The organism is Laedolimicola intestinihominis (assembly GCF_040096155.1).
Classification (GTDB): Bacteria; Bacillota; Clostridia; order Lachnospirales; family Lachnospiraceae; genus Laedolimicola; species Laedolimicola intestinihominis.
Genome location: NZ_JBBMFE010000005.1, coordinates 53,881 through 80,467 on the forward strand (window position 1 = coordinate 53,881; position 26,587 = coordinate 80,467).

At 47.6% G+C, this 26,587-nt stretch carries 22 protein-coding genes; 19 read left to right on the forward strand and 3 right to left on the reverse strand.

What is annotated here, in order from left to right:
* Window positions 1–53: 53 nt before the first annotated feature.
* The gene (locus WMO29_RS07130) at window positions 54–2,033 is read left to right on the forward strand and encodes a glycoside hydrolase family 25 protein (protein WP_349164339.1); all 1,980 of its coding nucleotides are present in this window, start codon (window positions 54–56) and stop codon (window positions 2,031–2,033) included.
* 81 nt (window positions 2,034–2,114) lie between these two features.
* On the opposite strand, the gene WMO29_RS07135 is transcribed toward WMO29_RS07130, so the two are convergent.
* Complete coding sequence (locus WMO29_RS07135) at window positions 2,115–3,302, reverse strand: acetate/propionate family kinase (protein WP_349164340.1); 1,188 nt, start codon at window positions 3,300–3,302, stop codon at window positions 2,115–2,117.
* A gap of 201 nt (window positions 3,303–3,503) precedes the next feature.
* On the opposite strand from WMO29_RS07135, the gene WMO29_RS07140 reads away from it, so the two are divergent.
* Window positions 3,504–4,475 (forward strand): 2-hydroxyacid dehydrogenase, encoded by a 972-nt coding sequence (locus WMO29_RS07140; RefSeq protein ID WP_178039312.1) that lies wholly within the window; start codon window positions 3,504–3,506, stop codon window positions 4,473–4,475.
* 171 nt (window positions 4,476–4,646) lie between these two features.
* Here the strand turns inward: WMO29_RS07140 and WMO29_RS07145 are convergent, their stop codons facing one another.
* A complete protein-coding gene (locus WMO29_RS07145; RefSeq protein ID WP_349164341.1) occupies window positions 4,647–7,172 on the reverse strand; it encodes an ATP-binding protein in 2,526 nt (841 codons plus the stop codon).
* 225 nt (window positions 7,173–7,397) lie between these two features.
* Between WMO29_RS07145 and spoVT the strand changes: the two genes are divergently transcribed.
* The 8 genes from spoVT (at window position 7,398) to WMO29_RS07185 (ending at window position 15,152) form a co-directional block, all read left to right on the forward strand.
* Window positions 7,398–7,946, forward strand: coding sequence for a stage V sporulation protein T (gene spoVT, locus WMO29_RS07150; RefSeq protein ID WP_349164342.1), 549 nt, complete (start codon window positions 7,398–7,400; stop codon window positions 7,944–7,946).
* A gap of 325 nt (window positions 7,947–8,271) precedes the next feature.
* The gene (locus WMO29_RS07155; protein WP_349164343.1) at window positions 8,272–9,774 is read left to right on the forward strand and encodes a sugar ABC transporter ATP-binding protein; all 1,503 of its coding nucleotides are present in this window, start codon (window positions 8,272–8,274) and stop codon (window positions 9,772–9,774) included.
* 13 nt (window positions 9,775–9,787) lie between these two features.
* Window positions 9,788–10,753: an ABC transporter permease gene (locus WMO29_RS07160; protein WP_178039308.1), complete on the forward strand. Its 966-nt coding sequence runs from the start codon at window positions 9,788–9,790 to the stop codon at window positions 10,751–10,753.
* 44 nt (window positions 10,754–10,797) lie between these two features.
* The gene (locus WMO29_RS07165; protein WP_178039307.1) at window positions 10,798–11,790 is read left to right on the forward strand and encodes a substrate-binding domain-containing protein; all 993 of its coding nucleotides are present in this window, start codon (window positions 10,798–10,800) and stop codon (window positions 11,788–11,790) included.
* A 69-nt stretch (window positions 11,791–11,859) separates the two neighbouring features.
* Complete coding sequence (locus WMO29_RS07170) at window positions 11,860–12,870, forward strand: substrate-binding domain-containing protein (protein WP_178039306.1); 1,011 nt, start codon at window positions 11,860–11,862, stop codon at window positions 12,868–12,870.
* A gap of 31 nt (window positions 12,871–12,901) precedes the next feature.
* The gene (locus tag WMO29_RS07175) at window positions 12,902–13,261 is read left to right on the forward strand and encodes a sensory rhodopsin transducer (protein WP_178039305.1); all 360 of its coding nucleotides are present in this window, start codon (window positions 12,902–12,904) and stop codon (window positions 13,259–13,261) included.
* 45 nt (window positions 13,262–13,306) lie between these two features.
* Window positions 13,307–14,485 (forward strand): M24 family metallopeptidase, encoded by a 1,179-nt coding sequence (locus tag WMO29_RS07180; RefSeq protein WP_349164344.1) that lies wholly within the window; start codon window positions 13,307–13,309, stop codon window positions 14,483–14,485.
* Window positions 14,486–14,543: 58 nt separating this feature from the next.
* Window positions 14,544–15,152 carry a sugar O-acetyltransferase gene (locus WMO29_RS07185; RefSeq protein WP_178040011.1) on the forward strand — a complete coding sequence of 203 codons (609 nt, stop codon included), beginning with the start codon at window positions 14,544–14,546 and terminating at the stop codon, window positions 15,150–15,152.
* On the opposite strand, the gene WMO29_RS07190 is transcribed toward WMO29_RS07185, so the two are convergent.
* Window positions 15,131–17,416: an extracellular solute-binding protein gene (locus WMO29_RS07190; RefSeq protein ID WP_178040010.1), complete on the reverse strand. Its 2,286-nt coding sequence runs from the start codon at window positions 17,414–17,416 to the stop codon at window positions 15,131–15,133. The two genes, WMO29_RS07185 and WMO29_RS07190, sit on opposite strands and share 22 nt — an antisense overlap.
* 196 nt (window positions 17,417–17,612) lie before the next feature.
* Between WMO29_RS07190 and WMO29_RS07195 the strand changes: the two genes are divergently transcribed.
* The 9 genes from WMO29_RS07195 (at window position 17,613) to WMO29_RS07235 (ending at window position 26,538) form a co-directional block, all read left to right on the forward strand.
* On the forward strand, window positions 17,613–18,704 hold the full coding sequence (locus WMO29_RS07195) for a sugar ABC transporter substrate-binding protein (protein WP_349164345.1): 1,092 nt from the start codon (window positions 17,613–17,615) through the stop codon (window positions 18,702–18,704).
* 78 nt (window positions 18,705–18,782) lie between these two features.
* Window positions 18,783–20,882, forward strand: coding sequence for a glycoside hydrolase family 20 zincin-like fold domain-containing protein (locus WMO29_RS07200; RefSeq protein WP_349164346.1), 2,100 nt, complete (start codon window positions 18,783–18,785; stop codon window positions 20,880–20,882).
* Between the two features lie 17 nt (window positions 20,883–20,899).
* Window positions 20,900–22,420 carry an ATP-binding cassette domain-containing protein gene (locus tag WMO29_RS07205; protein WP_178039302.1) on the forward strand — a complete coding sequence of 507 codons (1,521 nt, stop codon included), beginning with the start codon at window positions 20,900–20,902 and terminating at the stop codon, window positions 22,418–22,420.
* Window positions 22,417–23,382: an ABC transporter permease gene (locus WMO29_RS07210; protein ID WP_178039301.1), complete on the forward strand. Its 966-nt coding sequence runs from the start codon at window positions 22,417–22,419 to the stop codon at window positions 23,380–23,382. Before WMO29_RS07205 ends, WMO29_RS07210 begins: the two co-directional genes overlap by 4 nt.
* 13 nt (window positions 23,383–23,395) lie before the next feature.
* On the forward strand, window positions 23,396–23,725 hold the full coding sequence (locus WMO29_RS07215) for an L-rhamnose mutarotase (RefSeq protein WP_349164347.1): 330 nt from the start codon (window positions 23,396–23,398) through the stop codon (window positions 23,723–23,725).
* Between the two features lie 13 nt (window positions 23,726–23,738).
* A complete protein-coding gene (locus WMO29_RS07220; protein WP_349164348.1) occupies window positions 23,739–24,101 on the forward strand; it encodes a sensory rhodopsin transducer in 363 nt (120 codons plus the stop codon).
* 45 nt (window positions 24,102–24,146) lie between these two features.
* Window positions 24,147–25,325, forward strand: coding sequence for a M24 family metallopeptidase (locus WMO29_RS07225; RefSeq protein ID WP_349164349.1), 1,179 nt, complete (start codon window positions 24,147–24,149; stop codon window positions 25,323–25,325).
* A 17-nt stretch (window positions 25,326–25,342) separates the two neighbouring features.
* Window positions 25,343–26,080 (forward strand): creatininase family protein, encoded by a 738-nt coding sequence (locus tag WMO29_RS07230; protein ID WP_178040006.1) that lies wholly within the window; start codon window positions 25,343–25,345, stop codon window positions 26,078–26,080.
* Window positions 26,081–26,268: 188 nt separating this feature from the next.
* Window positions 26,269–26,538, forward strand: a complete 270-nt coding sequence (locus tag WMO29_RS07235) for a hypothetical protein (protein ID WP_349164350.1) — start codon at window positions 26,269–26,271, stop codon at window positions 26,536–26,538.
* Window positions 26,539–26,587: the final 49 nt, after the last annotated feature.

The window sequence follows — 26,587 nt, forward strand, 5'->3', positions numbered from 1 at the left end:
GGGCAGCAGAAATATAGCCCGGGAAATGGGCCATAGACGAATGAGGAGGCATTATGAAAGCGAAACGAGTGGGGGCATTACTGCTCTCTGCAGTTCTGACTGTGTCGCTGCTTAGCGGCTGCAGCTCCAGAAGTCAGGTAACCGAGGATATGATTCCGACCGTTACAGATTTACAGGAGGATTCCGGCGAAGAAGTGGCAGAGGCCAGCGTCATAGGACTTTCCATGAACAAGTCCTATGTGGCGGAGCTGACCCGTCTGGATGGAGATAACACCGAGAAGGCGAAGGTATCCGCAAAGGAGATCCAGGTTGTGCTGAAGGCGACCTCTCTTGACAAGGATCTGAAGGTAAAGATTGTCAACAAGGCGACCGGAAAGGTTATTACAGGAACTGCGTTTGAGGTGACAGTCAAGGATTCTGAAAATAAGACAGAGAGCTATACAGATAAGGATAAGGACGGCATCATTTACGTGAAGTCCATGACTCCCGGAAAATGCAAGATTTCCATGAAGGCGTCCGGAGGTTACGCGGCACCGGCTGATATTACAGCCGACGTTAAGGCCAATATCGAGTATAAGGCCGTGGATGTCAGCGCGGAGATCAAGAGTGAGAGCCAGATCAATGTGGCAAAAGAGGATACCAATACTTCCGGCAATGACAGCGCAGGTACTGCCCAGACCCTGAAGGATACGGTAGAATATGTGGCTTCCACCAAGACGGAGCCGAAGCAGAAGGTAGATCAGTGGGGACAGCCGGTATATTCCAAGCAGAAGCTGGATAAGTACGGTACACCCATGTACGCGAAGATTATCTCAGAGCCGGCGTCTGATCATGTGGACAACAATAACGATAATAAGTGTGATCGCTGTGGCGCGGATATGACTCCGGCGCATACGCATACATATGAAAAAGAAGTTACCAAAGAACCGACCTGTACCGAGAAGGGTACTTATCGTCTGGTTTGCAAGGCAGATGGTGATGTGAAGGAAGAGGGCGAGATCGACGCGCTGGGCCACACAGAGCCGGATGCAGATGGAAAATGCACCCGTTGCGGCGCGCAGCTCACAGAGAAGCCGACCACCCCGGATCCCGGCGACAGTGGTAATTCCGGCGAGAACACCGGTAATAACAATGGCAGCGAGGGCAGCACAGAGACTCAGAAGATAGAAGCGCCGACCGCAGGCGTCGTAGTCCGCGGCCTGATGTTCCTGAAAGCAGCGCCCACAGACAAGATTGTCTACGATACCAGCAGCGCTCCGGTCTATGATACCAGCAGCGCTCCGGTCTATGAGGACGGAGCAAACGGTGTGAAATATACCGGCTGGCAGACCATCGACGGCGCAACCTACTATTTTGATAAGAATGGTAATAAAGTTACCGGAACCCAGGTTATCCAGGGTATCCAGTACACCTTCAGCAGCGAGGGCGTCCGCTCCGGCACCATCGGAATCGACGTATCCAAGTACCAGAGCAGCATCAACTGGCAGAAGGTAAAGAACGCTGGCATCAACTTCGCGATTATCCGCTGTGGTTATCGTGGCTATGGATCCGGTGTCCTGGTACAGGATCCGAAGTTTGCGTCCCATATCTCCGGCGCCAAGGCAGCAGGCCTGCGCGTAGGTATCTATTTCTTCAGCCAGGCTATCACCGAGGCTGAGGCCGTAGAGGAAGCAAGTATGGCCGTGAAGCTGGCGAATCAGTACGGCATTAATATGCCGATCGCCATCGACAGTGAGTACGCGGCAGGCGGACGTGGCCGTGCGGACGGACTTTCCAAGGCCGACAGAACCAAGATTACCGTGGCATTCTGCAACACTGTAGCCAACTCCGGTTACAGACCGATGGTATACGCAAGCAAGAGCTGGTTCTCTTCTCACCTGGATGTATCCAAGTTCGGCAGCTACCGCATCTGGGTAGCGCACTACGCAGACAAGTGCGGCTACGGCGGACGCTACGATATCTGGCAGAACACCTCCAAGGGCTCCGTAGACGGCGTACCGGGTAATGTGGATATGAATATCAGTTCCATCTAAATACAGAAATACAATAAATAAAAAAGAAAGGGCCCCGTCCATTGGACGGGGCCCTTTCGAGGGGAATGTAAACGGACCGTATTAGGCCCTGAGATAGGCGAAGGTTTTTCTTGCTACCCCCAGCTCTTCATTGGCTGGGATAACGTGTATGGTGACAGGGGAATCTGTACGGGAAATCACAGTATTCGCTCCGGTGCAGCTCTGATTTTTTTCATCATCCAGCAAGATACCCATATGCTTTAACTGATGACAGACTGCTTCGCGGATGCGGGTACCGTGTTCTCCGATGCCGCCGGTGAAGACCAGATGGTTGAGACCACCAAGCTCCGCGTAGTACGCGCCGATATGACGGACAATGCCGTTGCAGAAGACGTCAATGGCGAGCCGGGCGCGCTCATTTCCGGCGTCGGCAGCTTCCTGGACGTCTCTCAGATCATTGCTGACGCCGGAGATACCAAGGAGTCCTCCACGCTTCGTCAGGCCATCCAGAACCTGGTCCAGAGAAAGCCCTTTCTTCTGCAGGAACGGAACGATAAATGGGTCGATGTCGCCGCAGCGGTTGGACTGAATTACGCCCACCTGCAGGGAGATACCGAAGCTGGTATCAACGCTCTTGCCGTCGTCGATGGCACACAGCGAACCGCTGCCGCCCAGGTGACAGGAGATAGCCTTGCCGGTGGAGCCATACATATCGGTAAGCGTCTCAGCCACATAGCTATGGGAAGCGCCGTGATATCCCAGGCGCTGGATGCCATATTCTTCATACCACTCCCAGGGAATGCCATAGATACGTCGTTCCAGCGGGATGGTCTGATGGAAAGCTGTCTCAAAAGCACCCACCAGCATAGCGTCGGGTGTCAGCTTCTGAAACTGGAGGATAGCCTCCAGATAAGGTTTATTGTGGGCCGGCGCTACCACCATGTAGTCCTCCATGCCCTGAAGAACTTCCGGGGTCAGCTCATGGATACCGTAATGGTCTTTGGAGAGAACTGTCTTGAAGCCCACGCGCGTGAGCTCGGACAGATCCGATAAAACACCGTTCTCTTTATCGAGAATCCGATCGAGAAAGAGCTGAATTCCTTCCGTATAAGTCGGAACATGAAGATTCTCCTGAAAAACGCGGAACCCATCCGGTTTGGAAAAATGGAAAATCGCAGTATCCGTGCCTACGCGCTCCACCTTTCCTTCCGCGAGCACTTCTTCCTCAGGCATGTTGAATAGCTTGAATTTGAGGGACGTACTCCCTGCGTTACAGACTAAAACCCTCATGAAACTCCTCCACCCCAAATTGTTCGTTAAAAAATACACAATATTGTTAAAAAAATATCATTTTCGGTATTGTCAAATCAGGATTCACCTGTTATTTTATTAGTATAACAAAAATCAAATGTATACACAATATTAAAAAGCAGTGGGCGAGGGAAAATTTGTAATAAATATTCCCCCGCGGCCTGGACAGGAGGAAATATTATGATTAAAATGGCGTTTTTCGATGCAAAACCTTATGAAATTGAGGCTTTCAGAAAATGGAACAGCGATGGAGAAATTGATATCCGTTACATGGAGCATAAGCTCAATGTCCAGACCGTGGACTCCGCGAAGGGCTGCGACGTGGTGTGTGCCTTTGTAAATGATACCATTGACGCGGAGGTGCTGGACGAGCTGAAGGCTCTGGGCGTGAAGCTGGTGGCTATGCGCTGCGCAGGCTATAATAATCTGGATTTGAAAGCCCTGGGCGACCTGAAGGCAGTCCGCGTACCGGCTTATTCTCCCCATGCGGTAGCAGAGCATGCCATGGCGCTTCTGCTGACCCTGAACCGTAAGACTCATAAGGCTTACAACCGTACCCGGGAGTTTAACTTTAGCTTAAACGGACTGACCGGCGTAGACCTGTACGGCAAGACTGTTGGCGTTGTGGGAACCGGACGGATTGGCCGCATGTTCATCGACATTTGCCGCGGCTTCGGCATGAAAGTCATTGCCTATGATATGTATCCGGTGGAGGGCATCGACTACGTGGATCTGGACACCCTGTTCCGTGAGAGTGATTTTATCTCCCTGCACTGCCCGCTGACCGACGAGACTCATCACATGGTAGATGAGAAGCGCTTCGCCATCATGAAAGACAGCGCCATCCTCATTAATACTTCCCGCGGTGCCCTGGTAGACAGCGTAGCCCTGGTAGAGGCTCTGTGGAACAAGCAGCTGCGTGCCGTAGGCCTGGACGTATACGAGGAAGAGGCTAACTACTTTTTCGAGGACTGCTCCGGGGAAATCGTGGACGACGCAACCTTGCAGCTTCTGGTATCCATGCCGAACGTGCTGCTGACTTCCCATCAGGCATTCCTGACCGAGGAAGCGCTTTCCAACATCGCGGAGACAACCCTGAACAATGTGAAGGAATTCTTCCATAACAACAACCTGGTGAATGAAATCAAATAAGATTTCGAAGATAGAAAGACCGGATGCATTCTCATCAGAGAAATGCTTCCGGTCTTTTTACTCTATAGGAAACACCGTGTTACGTTAAAGTACGAAAACTATGATTCCTATAGAGCAAAAAGCCCCTCAGGCGGAGAATCCTGCAGAGCAGGATTCTATTTTATGATGGGATCAGCCAAACATGGTCTGTAGTGTCTGGTACAATTTATCAATATCAATCGGCTTGGACAGATGCGCGTTCATGCCGGCGTCCAGGCTCTGCTGTACGTCGTCGGCGAAGGCATTGGCTGTCATAGCGATGATGGGAATCGTCTGCCCAAGAGGATTGGAGCTGTTGCGGATGGTCCGTGTAGCCTCGTATCCGTTCATGACCGGCATCTGGATATCCATGAGAATCAGATCGTAATCGCCGGGACGGGCAGAAGCGAAGGCGTCGCAGAGTTCCTTTCCGTTTGGATAGATATCGCAGGAGACATGCCACAGCTCCAGAATGGACTTGAGGATTTCCGCATTTAACGCATTGTCTTCGGCACATAAGAGCTTCATCCCTGCAAGACGGGCGGAAGCGTCGGCACTATCCGGTGCGTCGGGCTTACTTCCTGCCATCGTTTCTTCGTTAATCCGAAATTCCAGAAAAACATCAAAGCAGGTTCCCTTGCCGGGGGTACTGTCTATCTGAATCGCGCCGCCCATCATATCCACAAGACTCTTAGTAATCGCCATGCCGAGGCCGGTACCGGACACCTTATTGGTGACGGAATCCTCCGCGCGTACAAAGGGTTCATAGATATGCTCGAGAAAATCTGCTTCTATACCGATACCATTATCCTTTATGGTAAACTGGTAACGGGCATAGGAATGGAGCGTGCGGGGAAGCTCGCGGATGTGAAAGTCGATGGAGCCGCCCTCCGGAGTGTATTTCACAGCGTTACCCAGGATATTTACGAGAATCTGGCGAAGCTTGGTAGGATCACCCTCGATACTCTCATGCAGGATTTCATCCTTATAAATGGAAAAAGTCTGCTTCTTCTGGACTGCCTGAGGACGGATAAGCATTTCAATCTGCTCAATCTGTTCGGAGAGGTTGAGGGGTTCCGGATGCAGATGGGTCTGTCCGCTTTCGATTTTGCTCATGTCGAGGATATCATTGATGATTCCAAGCATATACTGGCTGGAAGACTGAATCTTGCGGGCATATTCTTCCGTTTTTGCCGGGTTGTGGGCGGCGTGCAGAAGGAGGCTGGAGATTCCCATAATGGCGTTCATAGGCGTCCGTATGTCGTGGGACATATTGGACAGGAAAGCACTCTTGATCTGGTTGGCAGTATTGGCGGCCTGAAGGGCTGCTTCGATATCCGCCCGGATCTCCTGTTCATGGGTACGATTGGAAAATTCAAAGATCAGCAGGTTATTCTGTCCGTCGAGAATGTGAAAGACAGATTTCTGGAACAGGGAGGGCGCGGAAGCGCCGGGCGTCCGAATCTGACACTCCATGACACGGGAACCGCCGTTTGGCATTTGCATCAGATCTTCGATGGGAAAGTCTAACGTTTCCGGGGAAAGCTCCAGCTCCTGAATCGCGAAGAGCGGATGAGCGCTGGTGTGGGAGATGCCGAAGACACGCTCGACATTGGGGCTGACATACACGGTCTGTTTTTGATTAACCTCAATCATAATATAGACATTATCCAGATTCTGAAGCATGATATCGGACATAATGTCGCGCCAGAAGAGCTCCTGATTTTTCTGGGAAATGGTCTGCTGATAGGACATAAACATGAAAATGACAGCCAGCGCCAGAATCACGACGCAGGTGAAGCCCACCATCAGAGTGGTGGTTTTCTGGACGATCAGCATATCACTGTCGATGATATCCGCCGGAATCATGGAGACAAGGAGCCAGTCTGAGAAATCGGTGGGCTGATATACCAGATAGTATTTTTCTCCATTTAAAAGATAACTGCACTGGCCAAAAGTGTTGGCCGCCCAGTCTGCCTGCACCTTCTGATAGGTAGCATGGGAAAATTCCGCGTCAGCCAGATAATTCAGCAGATTCTTACCGATGGGCTTGGTGGGAGAATCAGAAAAGATAATATTTCCGCTCAGATCTGTAATATAGCAGGTGGCCTGTCCGCGGAAAGCGGACACACCAAGAGCCGCGTTCAGGGCGTCCGAGCTGTAGGATACGGCGAGCGCGTCATAGGAGAAACCGTTATAGGTACCGGTATCGACCGGAATAGCGAAAAGCATAAAAGATTCTTGATTCTGAGTGTCCGCATCTACGATAACCTTTTCCTGCTTACTGATAAGCTTGCCCCATGCGGATCCGAAGGACATGGTACCGGCTGCGCCATCGGGCGTACACCATTCGCCGGCAGTGTTTATAAAGTAGAAATCAGTGAATTTCCAGGAGAGCTTCCAATCGTCAACGAAAGAGACAATGGTCTCAGGAGCATCTGCGTTACTGTCGATATAATCTTCAGACATGGCAAGCAGATCCCACTGTTCATTTACAATATGGGAGAGCTTATTGTTCACCTGAGAGTAAACTTCGCGGAGATTGGTGGTACTGGTCAGATAAATGCGGTTGTCCACACGGCTCATATAGTCCCGCAGAATAAAAATGACTGCGGCTGCTGTCAGCAGAATCGCGGTGAATAGCAGAAGCAGGTATTGTTTTTTCCTGTTTTTGTCCATATAAAAAGATCCTTTTTCGGGGAAATGGTATCGGTGGTGTTTACATGGAGTATAACAGGAAATTACAGGAAAAACAATGTCTTTTTCCGGAAAAAGAAAGACATTACCGGACAAAATGTGACAATAAAATTTGGCGGTTGTGAAATAAAAATTTCTGTATATTTTTGCTGGATTTCCACATAATAACTCCAAAGCTTAATGTTTGCAATGGAGGAAAATCTTATTATGAAAGCAACGGGAATTGTGCGGCGGATAGACGATCTGGGCAGAGTGGTAATTCCGAAAGAGATACGCAGGACGCTCCGTATCCGGGAGGGCGATCCGCTGGAGATTTTTACGGATCGGGAAGGGGAAATCATTCTGAAGAAATATTCGCCCATCGGCGAACTGGGAACCTTCGCGAAGGAGTACGCGGACAGTCTGGGACAGGTTCTGGGGCTTCCGGTCTGTATCTGCGACCGGGATACAGTGATCGCGGCTGCAGGCGGGGCAAAGAAGGAGTATCAGGGAAAAGCCATCAGCCCCGGTTTGGAAAGGCTGATTGAAAACCGGGAAAATCAGCAGGCGGAAGCCGGGCATAAAAAATTTGTAGGACTTGTGGAGGAGGACACAGAGCAGATGGGAAGTGAAACTATCTGCCCCATCATCGCCGAAGGCGACGCCATCGGCGCTGTGATTTTGTTTTCCCGCGATCCAAAGGTGAAAATGGGTGATATGGAATTAAAGCTGGCCCTGACCGCAGCGAATTTTCTGGGACGGCAGATGGAAAATTAAAAGAAAAAAGGAAATCCCCTTCAAAATATGGATAGGTACCCTCTTTACTGGACAACCAGCAACGAGGGTATTTTTGTAAAAATAATATTTGAAAATAAATTTTGAATGTGAATAATTAACAAAAAATTATCTTGAAATTTGCATAATAATCACAAAAAAAGAGTAAGATAAGAAAATGTATTGACAAGTATAAGGGGAAGTGGTATACATTAAACTATAAGAACAAACGATTGTTCAAAGAAGAACTAGTTAAGCGCATACTAGTTTTTAATTTTTTTTCAAATGAACAAACGATTGCCCAACGATGATAAGGAGAGGTGAGATTATGGCGGAATATTTGGTACAAATGAACCACATCTGTAAAAGCTTTCCGGGGGTAAAGGCTCTGGATGATGTATCATTTGATCTGAAGCCTGGTGAGGTTCATGCTCTGGTGGGGGAAAACGGAGCAGGAAAGTCCACATTGATGAAGGTACTGACCGGTGTTTATCAGGGGGATTCCGGTGAGGTGCTGGTAGAAGGAAAGCCGGTCAACATTCACAATGTCCGTGATGCGCAGGAATTGGGAATTGTCATGATTCATCAGGAGTTGAATTTGATGAATCATCTGACCGCGGCAGAAAATATTTATATCGGACGTGAAAGCAAAAAGAAGTTTCCGCTGTTTCTGGATAAGCAGGAGCAGAATCGGAAAGCAGAGGAAATTTTTAAGGAGCTGAACCTGGATCTGGATCCGACAGTAAAGGTCGGAGATTTGACCGTGGCAAATCAGCAGATGGTAGAGATTGCGAAGGCGCTTTCCTATCATTCCAAGGTTCTGATTATGGACGAGCCGACCGCGTCACTGACAGAGAACGAGATTGAGGATTTATTTTCCATTATCCGTGTGCTGAAGGCAAAGGGACATGCGATTATTTATATTTCCCATCGGCTGGAAGAGCTGGAAATGATTACCGACCGTGTAACCGTTATGCGGGATGGAACCTATGTAGGAACTAAAAATACAAAGGATGTTACCGTAGATGAAATCATTAAGATGATGGTTGGTCGGGAAATTTTTGTTACTAAGCAGAATAGTTTTAACAGTAAGGACGCGCCGGTAACGCTGGAGGTACGGGGTCTGAATGCCGGGAAAATGGTTAAGAACGTATCATTCCAGGCGCGCAAGGGAGAAATCCTTGGCTTTGCCGGACTGGTGGGCGCAGGACGGACAGAGACAGCCAGAGCAATCTTTGGCGCAGACCATTACGAGAGCGGTCAGATTTTTGTAAATGGGGAAGAAGTAAAAATTACATGCCCCAGCGACGCTATCCGTCATGGTATCGCTTACCTGTCTGAGGACCGGAAGCAATACGGTCTGGTGCTAGGACTGGATGTGGATATCAATATTGCTCTTCCTAATATGGAAAAATACCAGAATAGCGGCTTTATAAAATTTGGAGCGTCGGAAAAGAATTCGAAGGAGCAGTCAGAAAAGCTGAGAATTAAGACGCCGTCCATTAAGCAGAAGGTAGGACTTTTGTCCGGCGGTAACCAGCAGAAGGTAGTACTGGCAAAATGGCTTACAAAGAATTCGGATATTCTGATATTTGACGAACCCACCCGAGGTATCGATATTGGCGCTAAGAATGAGATTTACAAGCTGTTAAATCAGCTGGCTGAAGAAGGAAAAACCATTATTGTTATTTCCTCCGAGCTTCCGGAGATTATTCGAACCTGTCACAGAGTTATCGTGATGTATGAGGGACGAATTACCGGAGAGGTAGCGGGCAATGAGATTGATCAGGATACAATTATGAATTATGCTGCGAAAAAGGCGGATGCATAGGAGGGGAACCAGTATGAAGAATGTATTAAAAAATAAAGATATGTCACAAAAAGTTATTATAGTAGGAACCTTTATATTGCTGGTTATTTTCTTCTCGATTATGAATCCGGCATATATCAGTTATGATAATATCATGACCGTTCTGCTGTCTACCTGTGTAAATGGTATGCTGGCAATCGGTGTTTCCTTTGTTATTATCACCAGCGGAATTGATATTTCGGTAGGAACGGTTATGACATTATCCTGTGTCATGAGCGGAACCGCCTTCAGTGTATGGGGATGGCCGCTGTGGCTGGCTATTTTGTTTGGCTTTCTGGTGGGAGCGCTGTGCGGCGCTATCAACGGTATCGCAGTTACAAAAATGTATCTGCCCCCGTTCATCGCGACAATGGCCATGCAGATGATTGCAAAAGGTCTGTCCCTGGTCATTTCCGGAATTAAACCGGTTTACTTTACAGGAGCTCCCGGATATCAGAAAATTGCTATCGGAGAATTTCTTGGAATCAAAGGATTTTACAACGCAATTATTATTTTCATAATTGTTGCGATTGTTGCACACATCATTTTCAGCAAGACGCTGATTGGACGTTATGATCTGGCAATCGGTTCTAACGAGGAAGCAACCAGACTGTCAGGAATCAAGGTAGACCGTTGGAAGATTGGCATTTATTCCTTATGTGGACTGTTTTGTGGAATCGGCGGACTGATTATGTCCTCCCGTCTGAATTCCGCTCAGCCGCAGCTGGGAGCAGGATACGAGCTGGATGCGATTGCAGCTGCGGTTATCGGTGGAAACTCTCTTACAGGCGGAGAGGGAAGTATTATCGGAACCGTAATCGGAGCGCTGATTATCAGCTCCCTGACAAACGGACTTCGTATCATGCAGGTGTCTTCTGAGATTCAGTCCGCAATTGTAGGTATCGTATTGGCACTGGCCGTATTTATTGACCAGGTAAGAAGACGTCGTGAGGCAAAGTAACATATAAACCAGAGAGGTTTATACATAGAAAAGGAGGATTCTCTATGAAGAAGAAATGGATCGCAACATTATTAACCGCAGCTTTAACAGTGTCCCTGCTGGGATGCGGAGGCGGAGCCTCTGATAAGGCTGCAGCTACAGACGGAGCAGCTGCCGCAGACAGCGGAAAGCCCTATATTGCTATGATTGCGCTGGGCTTCAGCCATCAGTATTGGCAGGCAGTAAAGCAGGGCGCGGAGCAGGCTGCAGAAGAGTATGGAGTAAGCATTACCTTTGAGGGACCGGAGACTGAGACACAGGTAGACAAGCAGGTGGATATGCTGAAGACAGCACTGGGAAACAATCCGGTAGCGGTTTGTATGGCAGCTATTGATACAGAATCTGTAGCCGGTATTCTGCAGGAAGCAAAGGGTAAGGGCGTTAAGGTTGTAGGCTTCGACGCAGGCGTAGGAGAGGCAGAGGCAGATTGTAAGTGTACAACAGACAGTATCGAGGCAGGAGCAATCGCGGCAGAGCACGCGGCAGAGCTTCTTGGCGGCAAAGGTAAGGTAGCAGTGATTGGCTACTCCCAGACAACGGTAGACAGTGTAGAGAGAAATAAGGGCTTTATTGATAAGATTACCAACGATTATCCGGACATTGAGGTGGTTGACGTTCAGTTTGGAGATGGAGATCATCTGAAATCCGCAGAGATCGCAAAGGCTATGGTGCAGGCAAATCCGGATCTGAATCTGATTTTTACCAATAATGAGGGATCCTGTATCGGCGCATACAATGGTCTGAATGAGGTTGGAAAAATTGACGATGTAAAATTAATCGGTTTCGATTCCTCCGCAGCTATGAAGGAAGCTATCCGCAATGGTCAGATTGCAGGCGCAATCACCCAGGATCCGATCGGTATGGGGTATAAGTCCATTGAAGCGGCAGTGAAGCTGGTAAACGGCGAGGAAGTAGAAAGCTTTATCGACACCGGCTGCTACTGGTACGATGCGGATAACATGGATGATCCGCAGATTGCTCCGCTGCTTTACGACTAAGGAAAAGATTGTCAGTACAGTATAAGGTATGGTATGATCTGATATATATTAAGAAACGGTGGACAATTTATGGGAACAACATTAAAGGATATAGCAGATCATCTGAATCTTTCTGTATCGACAGTGTCCAGAGGACTGAACGGCAAGGGACGCATGAGTAAAGAAGTGCGTGAAAAAATACGAGATACAGCGGAAAAACTGAATTACCAACCCAATGAGATAGCGCGTGAATTGAAAATGCAGCGCAGTTTTACCATAGGTGTGATTATTCCGGATGTATCCAATGAATTTTATTCCAGGCTCCTGAAAAGCATTGATCAGGAGCTCTGGAATATCGGATACAGCATTATCATCTGTGATACGGATGAAAAGACAGAACGGGAACAGCATTATTTTGAACTTTTGAAGGCGAAAAAAGTCAGCGGGATGATCATATCGCCGGTTGGTAAAAGCGATATTTATGATCAATCATCTGAGGAAGAACTGAAAACCTGTGTATTTCTGGACAATGAGCCGGGAATTCAAGGGGGAAAATACGCGTTTATCGGTATCGATAACTGTAAGGCAGCGAAGGAGCTGACAGAGCAGCTGCTGGATGCCGGTCACACAGAGATCGCGATTGTTGTCGGAGACTTGACAGAGACAACCTGTTCCGAGCGACTGGCTGGATATCGGGAGGCCTTAAAGGAAAGAGCGATAACGCCGAAAGAAGAATGGGTTTTTGTAGGAAATTGTCGCTTCGAAAGCGGATACGAGGCGATGAAAAAACTGGCGGCCATGGAGAACAGGCCGACAGCGGTTTTGGCCCACAATAATGTGGAGGCTTATGGGGTCATGGTGGCCGCCAAGGAGTGCGGCATCCGGATTCCGGAGGAGATTTCCCTGGTCTGCTTTGATGATTTTACCAGACGGGAGCTGATGGAGCCCGAGCTGACCTGTATTCAACAGCCGATAGAAGCGATGGGAAAAGCGGCAGTAAAGTGTATCCTGCGCAATATGGTACAGGAGAAAGAAGGCTCATCGGAAAAGCTTTATATGCCTTATCGGCTGAGACTGGGAAATTCTATCAAAAAAAGATAGAAGATTCGGAAATGGCAAAGGAGAGTTGAAAATGGGATATGGAAAAAAGGTATGGGTATTTCCGGATGCAGAACTTCCGCCGGAAGGCGTGAATGTAATTCCGGGACATGAATCAGTTATCATCACCAATACGGGAAAAGAAGACGCCCATATAAAAATAACTCTGATCTATACAGACAGAGATCCGGTACGGGATATTGAAGTGGTTGTGGGAGCGGAGCGGGTTCGCTGCCTTCGTACAAGCGCGGAAAAGGATTTTGGCAGTCATATTCCGGTTGTAGGTGAGCAATACGCGATTCTGGTGGAGAGCGATGTGCCGGTAGTAGCACAGTACGGACGGGCAGAGACAAGGGAAGTGGCTTTCTACACGACACCGGGTTATTGTGAATAAGAAGGAAAATAACAAAAAAATCAAGGAATATAAAGGAGAAGAGATATGGCAGAACATGGAACCATCAGAATTCCGGATGAGGAATACAAGCAGAGAGTACAGAGAGCGGCAAAAATTTTACAGAGAGAAGGACTGGACGCACTGATCGTGAACTCCAACGAGGCGGATTACGCAAATGCCCGTTATTTCTCAGGCTTCTGGCCGTTGTTCGAGAGATGCGGCGTAGCGATTTCACCGGCAGGCGACGCAGCGCTGATGGTAGGACCGGAAAGCCGTGAATTCGGCGCAGACCGCTGCAAGCTGGATAAGGTATTTGTGTTAAAGGCATACAGAGAGAGCGCAGACCCGGCATATCCGGAGCTTCAGGCCGATACCTATCAGGATGTATTTAACGCGCTGGGAATCAAAGGAAAGAAGCTTCGCATTGGTGTGGCAAGCTATCTGGACACCTCAGTAGTGATTATGGAAGCTATTAGGGACGCATTCCCGGAAGCAGAGATCGTAAGAGCGGATCATATTATGATAGAGCTTCGCTCCATCAAGTCTGTCAATGAGATTAACTGTCTGAGAGAGGGCTATCGGATCGCGGATCTGGCTACCCAGCAGGTTATTAAGGAGATTCGTCCGGGTATGACAGAGCTTCAGATGGTAGGTGTGGCACAGAGAGTTATCTACGAGAATGGAGCAGAGTACGAGGGACTTCCGATGTATGTATTCTCAGAGGCGTCTACCCGTCATGCAATCTCCCGTTCCAGCTACCGTAGATTTGAGAAGGGTGATATCGTACAGCTGAATCTGTCCGCAAGAATTGACGGTTATTCCGCAGCAATCGGCTGCCCGATTGTTCTTGGAAAGCTGGAAGGCAGAAGACGTGATGTGGTAATGTTTGGTCTGGAAGCTCACAAGTGGACCCAGAAGCAGGTTAAGGCCGGCGTTATGGCATCTGATATTGCAAAGGATTTCTATAAATTCTATGAAGAGAACGGATATAAGGACAATTTCGTATACGGACCGCTCCATGGAACCGGTATGATCGAGGTAGAGGCTCCCTGGGTAGAGACCAGCTCTAACTACAAGCTGCAGCCGAATATGTGCTATCAGATTGATACCTTTATTTCATCCGATACCTTCGGCGTACGTTGGGAGAAGGGAATCGCGGTAACCGAGAATGGCTGCGATGTTCTGTCCCCGGAGATTGGAACCTTATACGAGCTGGAATTCTAGGAAAACAGACATTCGGAAACTGTAGATCTATTTTAGGAAGAGATAAGGAGATTCGGAAATGACAGAATGGGAAAAGGCAGAAGCAGGACTTCTGTACGATGCAAAATATGATCCGGATTTGGATAGAGGAAGGAAAGCAAGCCAGGAGCTGAGCTTCGATTATAACGCGCTGCGCCCGTCCCAGATAAAAGAACGGGAAGAAATGGTGCGGAAGCATTTTAAGAAAACAGGAAAAAAATTCCTGATTGAGCAGCCCTTCCGCTGCGATTTCTGGGAAAGAGTCAGCGTAGGTGAGAATTTCTATTCCAATTATAATTTTGTAGTGTTGGCCGGAAATACCATTGATATTGGCGATAATGTTATGTTTGCGCCGGATTGCGGATTATATGCGGCCGGACATCCCTTCGATGTGGAGCTTCGAAATTCCGGAATCGAGTACGCATGGCCTATCCGCATTGGCAACAATGTCTGGATCGGCGGCGGTACAAAGATTATCGGGGGAGTATCCATCGGCGATGACGTGATTATTGCAGCAGGAAGCGTAGTGATTAGAGATATTCCGTCAGGGGTGCTTGCAGGAGGAAATCCCTGCAAGGTTATCCGCAAGCTGACCCCTGAGGATGATGAAAAGTATAAGAAAGGTTTTCAGGGCTTTTCGGAAGGGTAAGACGACTGCAGAAGAGATGTAGTCAGCTGCTCCAGTTCCCGGTGCGTATTGGTGATGGCATCCTGAACCTCAATCTCTTGGTCTAAAATTTTATAAATCCATTTACAAACTATGGCGTCAATATCGTTCTGCGATAATATGACGCCATTTTTTAATCTGGGCGGAAGCGTAGGCCGTGTATACTGATACGTGTCCAGATAAAGAGGCAGCCATGGGTAGAGCTTGTTCAGCTCATCATTGGTATACGTGGAAGTGATGGCAGACTGGCCGCCTAAAAGGGCAAAATAATTGGCAGTCTGTTCATCGCAAATCCATTTCAGGAAGGAAAAGGCCTCCTGCTTCCGGGAAGAACGGCTGCTGATACCCAGGCTCCAGCCTCCCAAAAGCGGACTTTTTCCGGGAATATGGTGATAACCAATAGAGCCTACCATGCTGCTTTTACGCAGATCAACGACGTCAGTCAGAAAAGAAGGATAGGTAATGAGCATAGCGGTATTGCCATTCAGAAAATCCTGTACGATGCTGACGTCGTCTGCGGAGCGGAAATCCGGTTTCGCAGAGCGGACAGAGCGCAGCAGGTGAATATAAGCCTTTAGTGAGGAAGGCCGATCCAGACATACATTTCCCTTGCTATCAAAGACGCCGCTGCCGTAAGCATTAAGACGCATATAGATTTCAGGCGCGAGACATTCATTGTAAGCGGCAGGAATGGAGATGCCATAGGGGATAGCGTCCGTATGACAGGTAAAGAAATCTGCCACGGTATGAAACTCCTTCAATGTCAGAGGCGGGCGCAGGCTGATATTGTTCTGCCGTTCATAAAGAGCCTTCAGCTCCGGATTTTCAAATAAATCCTTCCGGTAATATAAGATTTGCGGAGCATACATGAAAGGGATGCCGTAATAACGGTGATTAAATTCACTGAAATACTTCAGACAGTCCGGCAGAAAAATGCTCAAATCCAGATCCCGGATCTCTTTGGTAATATCTGCCAGAACGTGATTGGTGGCCAGTGCGGAGAGCCAGGGAATGTCATACATAAAGACATCATAAGGCTCCTCCTCCTGGGCCTGATGCTTCTGGAGAATCGTTTCATACAGGTAATGATGGGGCAGAATCGTTACCTCTGCTTTGATGCCGGTGTTATTCTCGAAATTCCGGAGCAGGCCCTGAAGAGTGTGTACCTGTGGCGTATTTACCATAAGAATACGCAGCTTCTTCGTACAGGCCGGCTCATCTGTCAGACATTTTTCCCGGGTGGGAAGAGGCGGAATCCTGTAATTGGGGCAGGTGTCCGGAAGAATAATTTTTTCATTTTCTTTGGTAAGCGGGGAATTCAGCTGCTCCAGAAGAAGTCCCGCAGCCGTCTGTCCCAGCTTAATCGCAGGTCTGGGCGCGGAAACAGAGGCGAAGGATTTGGTATACAGATTCCAATGCTCCTCGCCCAGAGTGAGAACCGGAATTTCATCAGACCGAAAACCAAGCAGAGTCAGAGCCTCGATGGCTCCGTCGGCAATGGTTTCAGAGGTTGTGATGAGCGCTTCCGGACGGGTATTTCTCAGCAGCTGGATGGTTTTACGGAAAGCATCCTCCTTGCTGAGATTGGTTTTTACGAGAAAAGCAGGGTCATAGGGGAGCGAGGATGCAAGAAATACCTCCTGGAACCCCAAAATACATTTGTGTTCACATTCAAAGCTTTGCGGACCCGACAAAAGGAAAATTTGACGGTAGCCCTGCTCCAGCAATCCGGCAGTCATACGGCGTATGACAGACTGGTTATCAAAGGACACGAAGTTCGCGTCCAGGCTGTGGATGTCCCGGTCAATCAGAACCAGGGGACGATTCTGATCGGAGGTGAAATGATCATAATAAAATTTCCAGCTGTCCGGCTGACAGGAGATCAGAATCATTCCTTTTATTTTTTTTTTCAGAAAATTATAAGTAATATTTCGCTCAAAGTCCGGAATATCATAGGAGAAAGCAAGGTTTGTAAAATAGCCGGTATTCTGGAAGGTACTTTCAATTCCCTGGAACATCTGGACATAATAGGGGTCATCGAAATTCGGAAGAACGATTCCGATGTCCATATAGGAATTTGATTTCAGACTTTTGGCAGAGAGATTCGGAGCATACTGCAAAGCGTCAACTGCGGCCTGGATCCGGAGTGCCGCTTCTTTACTGACGGGTTTAGTCTGATTGAGATAGTTTGAAACAGTCGCGATGGAAACGCCCGCCTGACGGGCCACATCTTTTATTGTAGCCATAACAGAAATCCTTTCCCTTTATTTTCAGAATATTATAACATTAAAAATAGAAAAAGAAAAGAAGTTAAACGTTTCAATTAAATTAAGTTTATATTTAGACAAAAGTATTGACTGTAAATTAAAGAACAATTAAAATACTCTTAGACAGTAATTGAGATACGTGTCAAAGATTTTGAAAAAAGGAGGAACATGTAGTATGAAAAAGGTTTTAGCATTACTGTTGGCGGCAGCGATGACGGTAGGACTGGTTGCCTGTGGCTCAAAAGAGGCTGCACCGGACGAGACAAAGACTCCGGCAGCTACGGAAGAAACAGCGGATAAAGCAGATGAAGCAAATGATACGGCTACAGGAGATGTACAGAACTACAAAATTGGTGTTTCCATCATGGAGCTGACTGCGTACACCTGGTATCAGGGCGTTATTGATGGATGTAAGCAGTGGATGGCCGACAATGGCGCGGCAGACAAGGTGAATTTTGAATTTGATTTCGAGGATTCCCGCTCCGATGTTCAGACCATGCTGACCAACGTGGAAAACATGATTTCCGCAAAATGTGACGGTATCATCTTATTCCCGGCAGACGCTTCTTCCGCAATTCCGACCATGAAGGAAGCAGTTGCGAACGGAACTCCCTTTATTATCGGTGATTACGCTCAGGAAGCAGCTTCTCCGGACGACGTGGTATGGTCTACCTTCGTAGGACATGACATGAAGGCTCTGGGAGCAAAAGCAGGCGAGGAAGCAGTGAAGTATCTGGATACTCTGGGAAAGGACGATCCGGTGTGTCTGTTCATTACCCGTCCCACATCCGGTCAGGTATCTTCCGACCGTTTCAACGGATTTAAGGAAACTGTTCTGGCAGCATATCCGAAGGCAAAGATCGTAGAGGAAGGCGATACGGGAGCAGGTAACAGAGATTCCGCGCAGACCCTGATGGAAAACGTATTACAGAGAGAAGCAACGATTGACGTGGTTTGCGGACACAACGACGCAGAGGTTGTAGGCGCTTACAATGCAGCAGTAGCACAGGGACGTAAGGAAATTAAGTTTATCGGTATCGCCGGTGATATCGATGTTCTTGGATGGCTTGCAGACGGCAACGAGATGTGGCTTGCAGAGGTACTTCAGGATCCGGTGGTACTGGGATATCAGGCAACAGACGCAATGTACAAGGTTCTGGTATTGAAGGAAGAGCTTCCTGAGAAATACGACCTGCCTGAGCCGGAAGCAATTACCAAAGACAATATCAAAGATTATGACTGGCAGAATTGGGGCTGGCTTGGCTGACAGGAAATAAAACTTACATAGTCCGGCGGGCACAACAGCCCGCCGGATTTTATACAGGGATAAGGGGGTACATATTCCATGATTAATTTATTGCCGGAACCGAAAAAATTAGAAGAAAAGGGCGGAATGTCAAACCATTTTACCAGAATCTTTCTGAATGATGAGGAGAAGGAAAAAAATCTGGAAGAGCTGCTTGATTTAATGCAGCTGCGATTTTGGAATTATCCGGAAATCGGTATAACGGCCGGAAAGGGAAGCGATGGATATGTAGTGACAATTTGCCCATCCCTGGAAGGAATAACGGCGGATAAACCGGATTTGCTGAAGGAGCAGGGGTATGATCTGGAGATTGGAGAGAGCGAGGCTGTCTTAAGATATGAGAGCAGCGTGGGCTTTGTAAACGGCGTCACCTCCCTGAAGCTACTTCTGAAGGGAACAGAGGAAAATGGCTTCACCTTACCGCTTTGCCATATTACGGATTATCCGTCCATTCCGGTACGAGCTATTGCGCAGACCTTTTCCTGGTATGCAGGCTATGGAAGATTTGGCTTTGACAGTCAGCTGTGGGGATATGAGGACTGGGTACAGTATTTGAATATCTGTCTGGATAACCGCATCAACCAGTTCAACCTGGTTATGTACGGCTACTGGCCCTTTGATTTGCCGAATCATCCGGAAACCGTATTCCGGGATGTGCCGATTAAAATCTGGAACGCGGAAAACCGCAGATGGCTGACTGTACATTATACACATCCGAATCTGGAAGAGCCCTTTATGGACAAATTCATTAAGCTGGCCCATCGGTTCGGCGTTAAAATTTTCGCGTATGTAGGATTGAATTCCTACAACGGCGCTTATACCATTAAGCATCCGGAGGCAAGAATGAAGCCGCCGAAATCCAGCGGTTTCCTGAATGATTTTGATTCTCTGTGTCTGAGTTATCCGGGAAATGCGGATTATATCATCGAATCCATGCAGCAGATTGCGAAGCTTGGCTTCGACGGTTATACACTGGAGGAAAGTGAGGAGGGCTTCTGGTTCTGTGAATGCGAGGAATGTAAGAAGCGCTGGCACGCAATTTCCAAGACTCCGGGTGAAGCAAAGCATAAGGCAAATATGTGGCTGCTGAAGAAGATTTACGACGCGGTCCGCGAGATTAATCCGGAAGCAGTCATCGGAATCCGGGCATTCCGTCAGCCGCCGCTGGAGAAGGAGCCGGCATTCTTGAAGGAATGCGTAGACTCTATGCCGAAGGACATTATGCTGTTCTGGGCTCCGGGACTGTATGTTCCTGAGACGGAATTCCCCAAGTGGTGTGAAGCCTTTGGAACAGATCGTATCTGGGCCCGTGATACGGAATCCAATTCCATTACATCTACGATGGGACGCCTGTATCGGACATTTAAATCGAACATGATTCGGTACGAGGACGAAACCAATGAGCAGGTGATTGAGACGGATATCCGTCAGCATAAGGGTAGCGTAAAAATGGGTGTTCATGGAATCAACGGCTTTATGTTCGAGTGGTATGGCCTGTTCATGCATCTGTTCGCACACGGCAATTATGGCTGGGGTTCCATGATGGACGAGGAAGAATTCTATCACAGAGCCTGTGAACTGAATTTTGGGGAATTGGGAGAGACGGTGCTTTATATCATGAAGAACATGATAACAATTCATGAAAGCCAGATTCCATTGTATACGACACCTTTCCCGTTCCAGAAGAATAAGATTACAGACGCCGATATTCCGGCTATTATGGCAGCAAAAGCAAATCATCAGAATCTGATGGATAAGATCGAAATGCTGCAGCAGAAGGCTTACGACGATCCGAAGCTGAGACCGTGGCTGACACATTTTGATAAATGGTCTAATGCGGAGCGCAGAAACGCGGTTATTTACGATTTGGTACTGACTGCGCTGGATTACGAGAGGGAAGAGGATCCGGAGAAAAAGGATAAGCTTCTGGACAAGATTTTATATTACAATGAGAAAGATTTTGATATTGCAAAAGAAATGTTTTTTGATATCAATCCAGTAAGTGAAACAGGAGTGAGCAGCTGTATGTTCCCCTATCATGAGATGAAGCGGCTGATTCATAATATCAGACATCCGGAAGCACCGGACGATAATATTATCTGTTCAGGCGTGGAGGCTCTTGGCTGGCTGTGGCTATAAGGGAAGGAGCGACCGAAATGGAAGACAAAAAGACAGGGGTAACTCCTCTGATTGAGATTCGAAACTGTACAATGGAGTTTCCGGGGGTTAAAGCGCTGGATAATGTAAATTTTACCCTGATGCCGGGTGAGTGTCATGCTCTGGTAGGTGAAAACGGCGCGGGAAAATCCACCTTGTCCAAGTGCATTACCGGTGAAAATCGTATGACAAAGGGTGAACTTTTTGTCAAGGGTGAACCGATTAAAATATCTTCCTATGGGGTACGGGAATCTCAGAGCAGGGGAATCGCCATTGTTCATCAGGAGTTTACGCTGATGAGCGATATGACTGGCGTAGAAAATATTTTCGTAGGACGTTATGAGAAAAAACACGGCTTCATTGATTGGAAGGCACTGGATAAAAGGGCACAGGAGCTGATGGATTTCCTCCAGTGCGACGTAAATCTGCACGTGCCGGTCAAACATCTGAGAACGGCGGAGCGGCAGTTGATTCAGTTGGCAAAAGCGCTTCTGGATGATCCGCAGATTGTAATTTTTGACGAGCTGACAGCTGTATTACAGGAAAAAGATATTCAGAATATTTTCCGGATTATTGACATCCTTAAGGCGAAGGGAATTGGAATTATCTATATTTCCCATCGTCTGGACGAGGTATTTTCCTGCTGTGATTCCTATACAGTGCTTTGCGACGGGCGCTACATCAATTCCGGCAAAGTAGAGGATATTGATAATGGCAAGCTGGTGAAGATGATCATTGGCCGTGAGCTGGCAAACGTGTATCCGCCTATCAATGAAAACCTGGGAGATGTGATTCTTGAAGTAAAGCATCTGACGGCGCCGAAGGCGTTCCGTGATATCAATATCCAGGTACGGGCAGGCGAGGTGGTAGGACTGGCAGGACTTCTGGGAGCAGGCAAGACAGAGCTGGTACAGGCTATCTTCGGAAATCATAAGATTGTCAGCGGTGAGGTGTTGGTTAAGGGTAAGCCGGTTAATATTAAAAAGCCCTATCAGGCGATTCATCTTGGCATGGGACTGGTTCCGGATGAGCGACGGACCCTGGGCCTGAATATGAAATTCGATATTAAGGACAACACAACACTTCCCTCTATGAAGCTGTTCCGGAAGCTGGGAATCTTCCAGGATCATGAGGGAGAAGCTAAGGCTGCATATGATATTAATGAAAAGATGAATCTGAGTTATTATTCTCTGTGGCAGAATGTAAAGAAGCTGTCCGGAGGAAATCAGCAGAAGATTGTAATCGCGAAATGGATGCTGCGGGATACGGAAATTTTTCTTCTGGATGAGCCCACACGAGGCATCGATATCGGAGCAAAATTTGAGATTTATAACCTGATTCATGAACTTACGGCGCAGAATAAGGCAGTTATCCTGGTTTCACCGGAGATGGAAGAGCTTATCGGATTGTGCAACCGCATTTACATTATGTATGAGGGAGCCATTATGGATGAGGTGGAAGGTGAAAGAAAGACGCAGGAAGTTATCATTAATAGTTTGTTAGGAGTGAATGCAGAATGAATGATTACAAGACAAAATCAAAAAAATACAGCGGTGGAATGAAAGCCCTGCTAAGTGACTGGATGATTGCGTTTCTGTTTGTGGCACTTTTTGCATTGTGCTGCCTGAACAGTAACTTCCGAACCACCAACAATATCATGAATGTATTGCGTCAGGCTTCCTTTGTGGCCATCATTGCCATGGGTGAGTTCTTCGTTATTCTGATAGGAGAAATGGATATGTCTATCACATCCATTATCGGTATGGTTTCGATCTTCTTTGCCGGTTTTGTGGTGAACAACGGGATGCCTATCTGGCTGGCTATCGTAATTGTATTGCTGATGTCTGTCGTTATAGGTGTTTTAAACGGTTGTCTGGTGGTATATGGAAAAATGCCTTCCTTTATTGCCACATTGGTTATCATGAATATGCTGAAGGGTATTAACTACATTTACTCTGACGGACTTCCGATTTCGGGACTTCCCAACAGCTTTGGGCAGCTGGCGCTGGGTAAGGTAGGAATTATCCCAGTCGCGGTTATTCTGATGATTGTAGTGGCGGTTATTCTGTACATATTTACAGCGCATACGGCCATTGGACGAAGCTTTTTCGCGGTAGGCGGCAACAAAGAGGCATCGAAGCTTTCCGGTCTGAATGTGAATTTTGTGGCGATTCTGGCATTTATTATGTCAGGCGTGCTTTCCACCATCGGAGCTCTGGGACTGACCTCCAAGACCCAGTCCGGAAACGTTACGCTGGGTGACGCGCTGCTGTTTGATGTCATGACCATCTGTGTACTGGGCGGAACCTCCTTGACCGGCGGACGCGGAAGAGTTGTGGGAATCGTTATCGGAGCACTGTTCCTTCAGGTCATTTCCAATATCATGGTTCTGATGGGAATCAATACCTACTGGCAGTGGGTCGTAAAGGGTATTATCCTGGTAGTCGTTGTACTGATTGACTCATATTCCAAGAAAGACTGATGTGGAGGAATCTGTGAGGAAAAGGATTTTTGGTCAGGTAGGAAAACTGAAAAAGGATAAGATAGAAGAATATAAAAAGCTGCATGCGGCAGTGTGGCCGGATGTCAAGCAGATGATAGAGGAATGTCACCTGTGTAATTATTCCATCTTCCTTCAGGGCGAATGGGTTTTCGCGTATTTTGAATATACGGGAGAGAACTACGATGAGGACATGAAACGGATGGAGGCCGATCCGGTGACACAACAGTGGTGGACACATACGCATCCCTGCTTTGAAACCTACGCGGTAGATGAAAAAAGTGAATTTTATCATGACATGCAGCAAATCTTCTATATGGAGTAAGGAGAATTCGAAAATGGGATATGGAAAGAAAGTATGGGTATTTCCGGATGCAGAGCTTCCGCCTGAGGGCGTAAATGTGATTCCCGGACATGAATCGGTTATCATTACCAATACGGGAAAAGAAGACGCCCATGTAAAAATAACTCTGATTTATACAGACAGAGATCCGGTACGGGATATTGAAGTGGTTGTGGGAGCGGAGCGGGTTCGCTGTCTCCGTACAAATGAGGAAAAGGATTTTGGAAGTCATATCCCGGTTGTAGGCGAGCAGTACGCGATCCTTCTGGAGAGCGATGTGCCGGTAGTGGCACAGTATGGACGGGCAGAGACAAGGGAAGTGGCCTTCTATACAACACCTGGTTATTATGAGATGTAATAGCGAGATAGGAACAAAGAATAAAATTTAAGGAGGAGAAGCGATATGGCAGAACATGGAACCATCAGAATTCCGGACGAGGAGTACAAGCAGAGAGTGCAGAGAGCAGCAAAAATTTTGCAGAGAGAAGGACTGGACGCGCTGATTGTAAACTCCAACGAGGCGGATTACGCAAATGCCCGTTATTTCTCAGGCTTCTGGCCGCTGTTCGAGAGATGCGGCGTAGCAATTTCACCGGCAGGCGACGCAGCGCTGATGGTAGGACCGGAGAGCCGTGAATTCGGCGCAGACCGCTGCAAGCTGGATAAGGTATTTGTGTTAAAGGCGTACAGAGAGGGCGCAGACCCGGCATATCCGGAGCTTCAGGCTGACACCTATCAGGACGTATTTAACGCGCTTGGAATCAAAGGTAAGAAGCTTCGCATTGGCGTGGCAAGCTATCTGGACACCTCAGTAATCATTATGGAAGCTATCAGGGACGCATTCCCGGAGGCAGAGATCGTAAGAGCAGATCATATTATGGTAGAGCTTCGCTCCATCAAGTCTGTCAATGAGATTAACTGTCTGAGAGAGGGTTACCGGATCGCTGAACTGGCTACCCAGCAGGTTATTAAGGAGATTCGTCCCGGCATGACGGAGCTTCAGATGGTTGGCGTGGCACAGAGAGTGGTTTATGAGAACGGAGCAGAGTATGAGGGACTTCCGATGTATGTATTCTCAGAGGCGTCTACCCGTCATGCGATCTCCCGTTCCAGCTACCGCAAATTCGAGAAGGGCGATATCGTACAATTGAATCTGTCCGCAAAGATTGACGGTTATTCCGCAGCAATCGGTTACCCGATTGTTCTTGGAAAACTGGAAGGCAGAAGACGTGATGTGGTAATGTTTGGTCTGGAAGCCCACAAGTGGACCCAGAAGCAGGTTAAGGCCGGCGTTTTAGCATCTGATATTGCACAGAATTTCTATAAATTCTATGAAGAGAACGGATATAAGGACAATTTCGTATACGGACCGCTCCATGGAACCGGTATGATTGAGGTAGAGGCTCCCTGGGTAGAGACCAGCTCTAACTACAAGCTGCAGCCGAATATGTGCTATCAGATTGATACCTTTATTTCATCCGATACCTTTGGCGTACGCTGGGAGAAGGGAATCGCGGTAACCGAGAATGGCTGCGATGTTCTGTCCCCGGAGATTGGAACCTTATACGAGCTTGAGTTCTAGGAAGGAGAATAAGCGCTATGCAGATGGTAGATATGTTTTATGAGGAACTGGAAGACGCCAAGAAAAGAAAAGTACCATTTGTGATACCGATTGGAACGATCGAATACCATGGTTATCATGCAAGCTGTGGAACTGACACTATGGTCATCACAGGAGTAATGCGCGAGCTGGAAAAGACAAAGGAAATGGTTGTCTGCCCGCCTATCTGGTACGGCGTGGCAAGCTACGCAGTGGCAGGACCGGAGAGCGGAACCATTCAGGTGGATGTGGATGCCTATGAAAATTATATTTACTGCATTCTAAAATCCCTGATTTATGGTGGGGTAAAGAATATATATTGCGTAGCGCATCATCAGACCGAAGAAGCAGGACTTATGCCGATGACACTGGCATGCCATAAGGCAGCGAAAAAGCTGATTATGGAGTATATGGAGGATACCCGTGGCAAGGGCTGGTGGGGCAGCAATGATTATGCGGATTATTATGAAAATCTGGGAACCGGAGACGATCCATTTTCCTATATCAAGGTAATTCCGTTGTTGTCTGCAGAAGCCCAGCACAAATGCGGAGGCTTCGACCATGCCGGAAAGTTTGAATCCAGCCTGATGTACGCGCTGTATCCGGAGCATGTAGATCTGGAACGCACAAAGAGAAATACACAGTGGTTTGCGAAGAATTCCGTGGAAACCAGCATGGAGCTGGGACAGCATATGGTGCAGTGCGCGCTGGAGACCCTGCAGGATATTATCAAATAGTTAAATCTGAATTGCGAAAGAGAGGATATTGCAGGAAACTGTGATATCCTTTCTTTTGGAATAAAAAAATCTGATGGAATTCGCTGTCCCCCTCAAAAAAGACCTCCGGCAAATTTCTTTAAAATAATTGACGTTACGGGAATTTCTGGTTACAATATGAGACATTAGAGACAGGGAGGCAGATAAATATGTACTATGTACCGGAAGGAACCAAAGAATGCGGCTTCTATGAATGTAAAAAATGTGGCAACCGCTTTTTATCCCTGCAGACCATGCAGCGGATCCCATGTCCGGACTGCGCGATGGATATCGATTATGAGATTGGGCCGGACGAATCTATGGAAGACATGATGGATACGGCAGAGCTGATCGATAAGCTGGAGGGTGAGGAAGAGATAGAAAGAATGGATGGACTCTTAAGCCTGGCAGTCACCGGCGGTGATTGTGAGTGGATCTAGTGAAAAAATGCACAAAAAGCAGACCTAATAATCTGTAAAACTGACGAAA

What these genes read in the sequence shown, in the direction of transcription:
- WMO29_RS07205 (WP_178039302.1), top strand. Translation starts at nt 20,900, where the DNA reads ATGGAAGACAAAAAGACAGGGGTAACTCCTCTGATTGAGATTCGAAAC.
- WMO29_RS07165 (WP_178039307.1), top strand. Translation starts at nt 10,798, where the DNA reads ATGAAGAAGAAATGGATCGCAACATTATTAACCGCAGCTTTAACAGTG.
- WMO29_RS07210 (WP_178039301.1), top strand. Translation starts at nt 22,417, where the DNA reads ATGAATGATTACAAGACAAAATCAAAAAAATACAGCGGTGGAATGAAA.
- WMO29_RS07200 (WP_349164346.1), top strand. Translation starts at nt 18,783, where the DNA reads ATGATTAATTTATTGCCGGAACCGAAAAAATTAGAAGAAAAGGGCGGA.
- WMO29_RS07175 (WP_178039305.1), top strand. Translation starts at nt 12,902, where the DNA reads ATGGGATATGGAAAAAAGGTATGGGTATTTCCGGATGCAGAACTTCCG.
- WMO29_RS07220 (WP_349164348.1), top strand. Translation starts at nt 23,739, where the DNA reads ATGGGATATGGAAAGAAAGTATGGGTATTTCCGGATGCAGAGCTTCCG.
- WMO29_RS07190 (WP_178040010.1), bottom strand. Translation starts at nt 17,416, where the DNA reads ATGGCTACAATAAAAGATGTGGCCCGTCAGGCGGGCGTTTCCATCGCG.
- WMO29_RS07140 (WP_178039312.1), top strand. Translation starts at nt 3,504, where the DNA reads ATGATTAAAATGGCGTTTTTCGATGCAAAACCTTATGAAATTGAGGCT.
- WMO29_RS07130 (WP_349164339.1), top strand. Translation starts at nt 54, where the DNA reads ATGAAAGCGAAACGAGTGGGGGCATTACTGCTCTCTGCAGTTCTGACT.
- WMO29_RS07235 (WP_349164350.1), top strand. Translation starts at nt 26,269, where the DNA reads ATGTACTATGTACCGGAAGGAACCAAAGAATGCGGCTTCTATGAATGT.
- WMO29_RS07195 (WP_349164345.1), top strand. Translation starts at nt 17,613, where the DNA reads ATGAAAAAGGTTTTAGCATTACTGTTGGCGGCAGCGATGACGGTAGGA.
- WMO29_RS07145 (WP_349164341.1), bottom strand. Translation starts at nt 7,172, where the DNA reads ATGGACAAAAACAGGAAAAAACAATACCTGCTTCTGCTATTCACCGCG.
- WMO29_RS07185 (WP_178040011.1), top strand. Translation starts at nt 14,544, where the DNA reads ATGACAGAATGGGAAAAGGCAGAAGCAGGACTTCTGTACGATGCAAAA.
- WMO29_RS07230 (WP_178040006.1), top strand. Translation starts at nt 25,343, where the DNA reads ATGCAGATGGTAGATATGTTTTATGAGGAACTGGAAGACGCCAAGAAA.
- spoVT (WP_349164342.1), top strand. Translation starts at nt 7,398, where the DNA reads ATGAAAGCAACGGGAATTGTGCGGCGGATAGACGATCTGGGCAGAGTG.
- WMO29_RS07170 (WP_178039306.1), top strand. Translation starts at nt 11,860, where the DNA reads ATGGGAACAACATTAAAGGATATAGCAGATCATCTGAATCTTTCTGTA.
- WMO29_RS07160 (WP_178039308.1), top strand. Translation starts at nt 9,788, where the DNA reads ATGAAGAATGTATTAAAAAATAAAGATATGTCACAAAAAGTTATTATA.
- WMO29_RS07180 (WP_349164344.1), top strand. Translation starts at nt 13,307, where the DNA reads ATGGCAGAACATGGAACCATCAGAATTCCGGATGAGGAATACAAGCAG.
- WMO29_RS07135 (WP_349164340.1), bottom strand. Translation starts at nt 3,302, where the DNA reads ATGAGGGTTTTAGTCTGTAACGCAGGGAGTACGTCCCTCAAATTCAAG.
- WMO29_RS07225 (WP_349164349.1), top strand. Translation starts at nt 24,147, where the DNA reads ATGGCAGAACATGGAACCATCAGAATTCCGGACGAGGAGTACAAGCAG.
- WMO29_RS07155 (WP_349164343.1), top strand. Translation starts at nt 8,272, where the DNA reads ATGGCGGAATATTTGGTACAAATGAACCACATCTGTAAAAGCTTTCCG.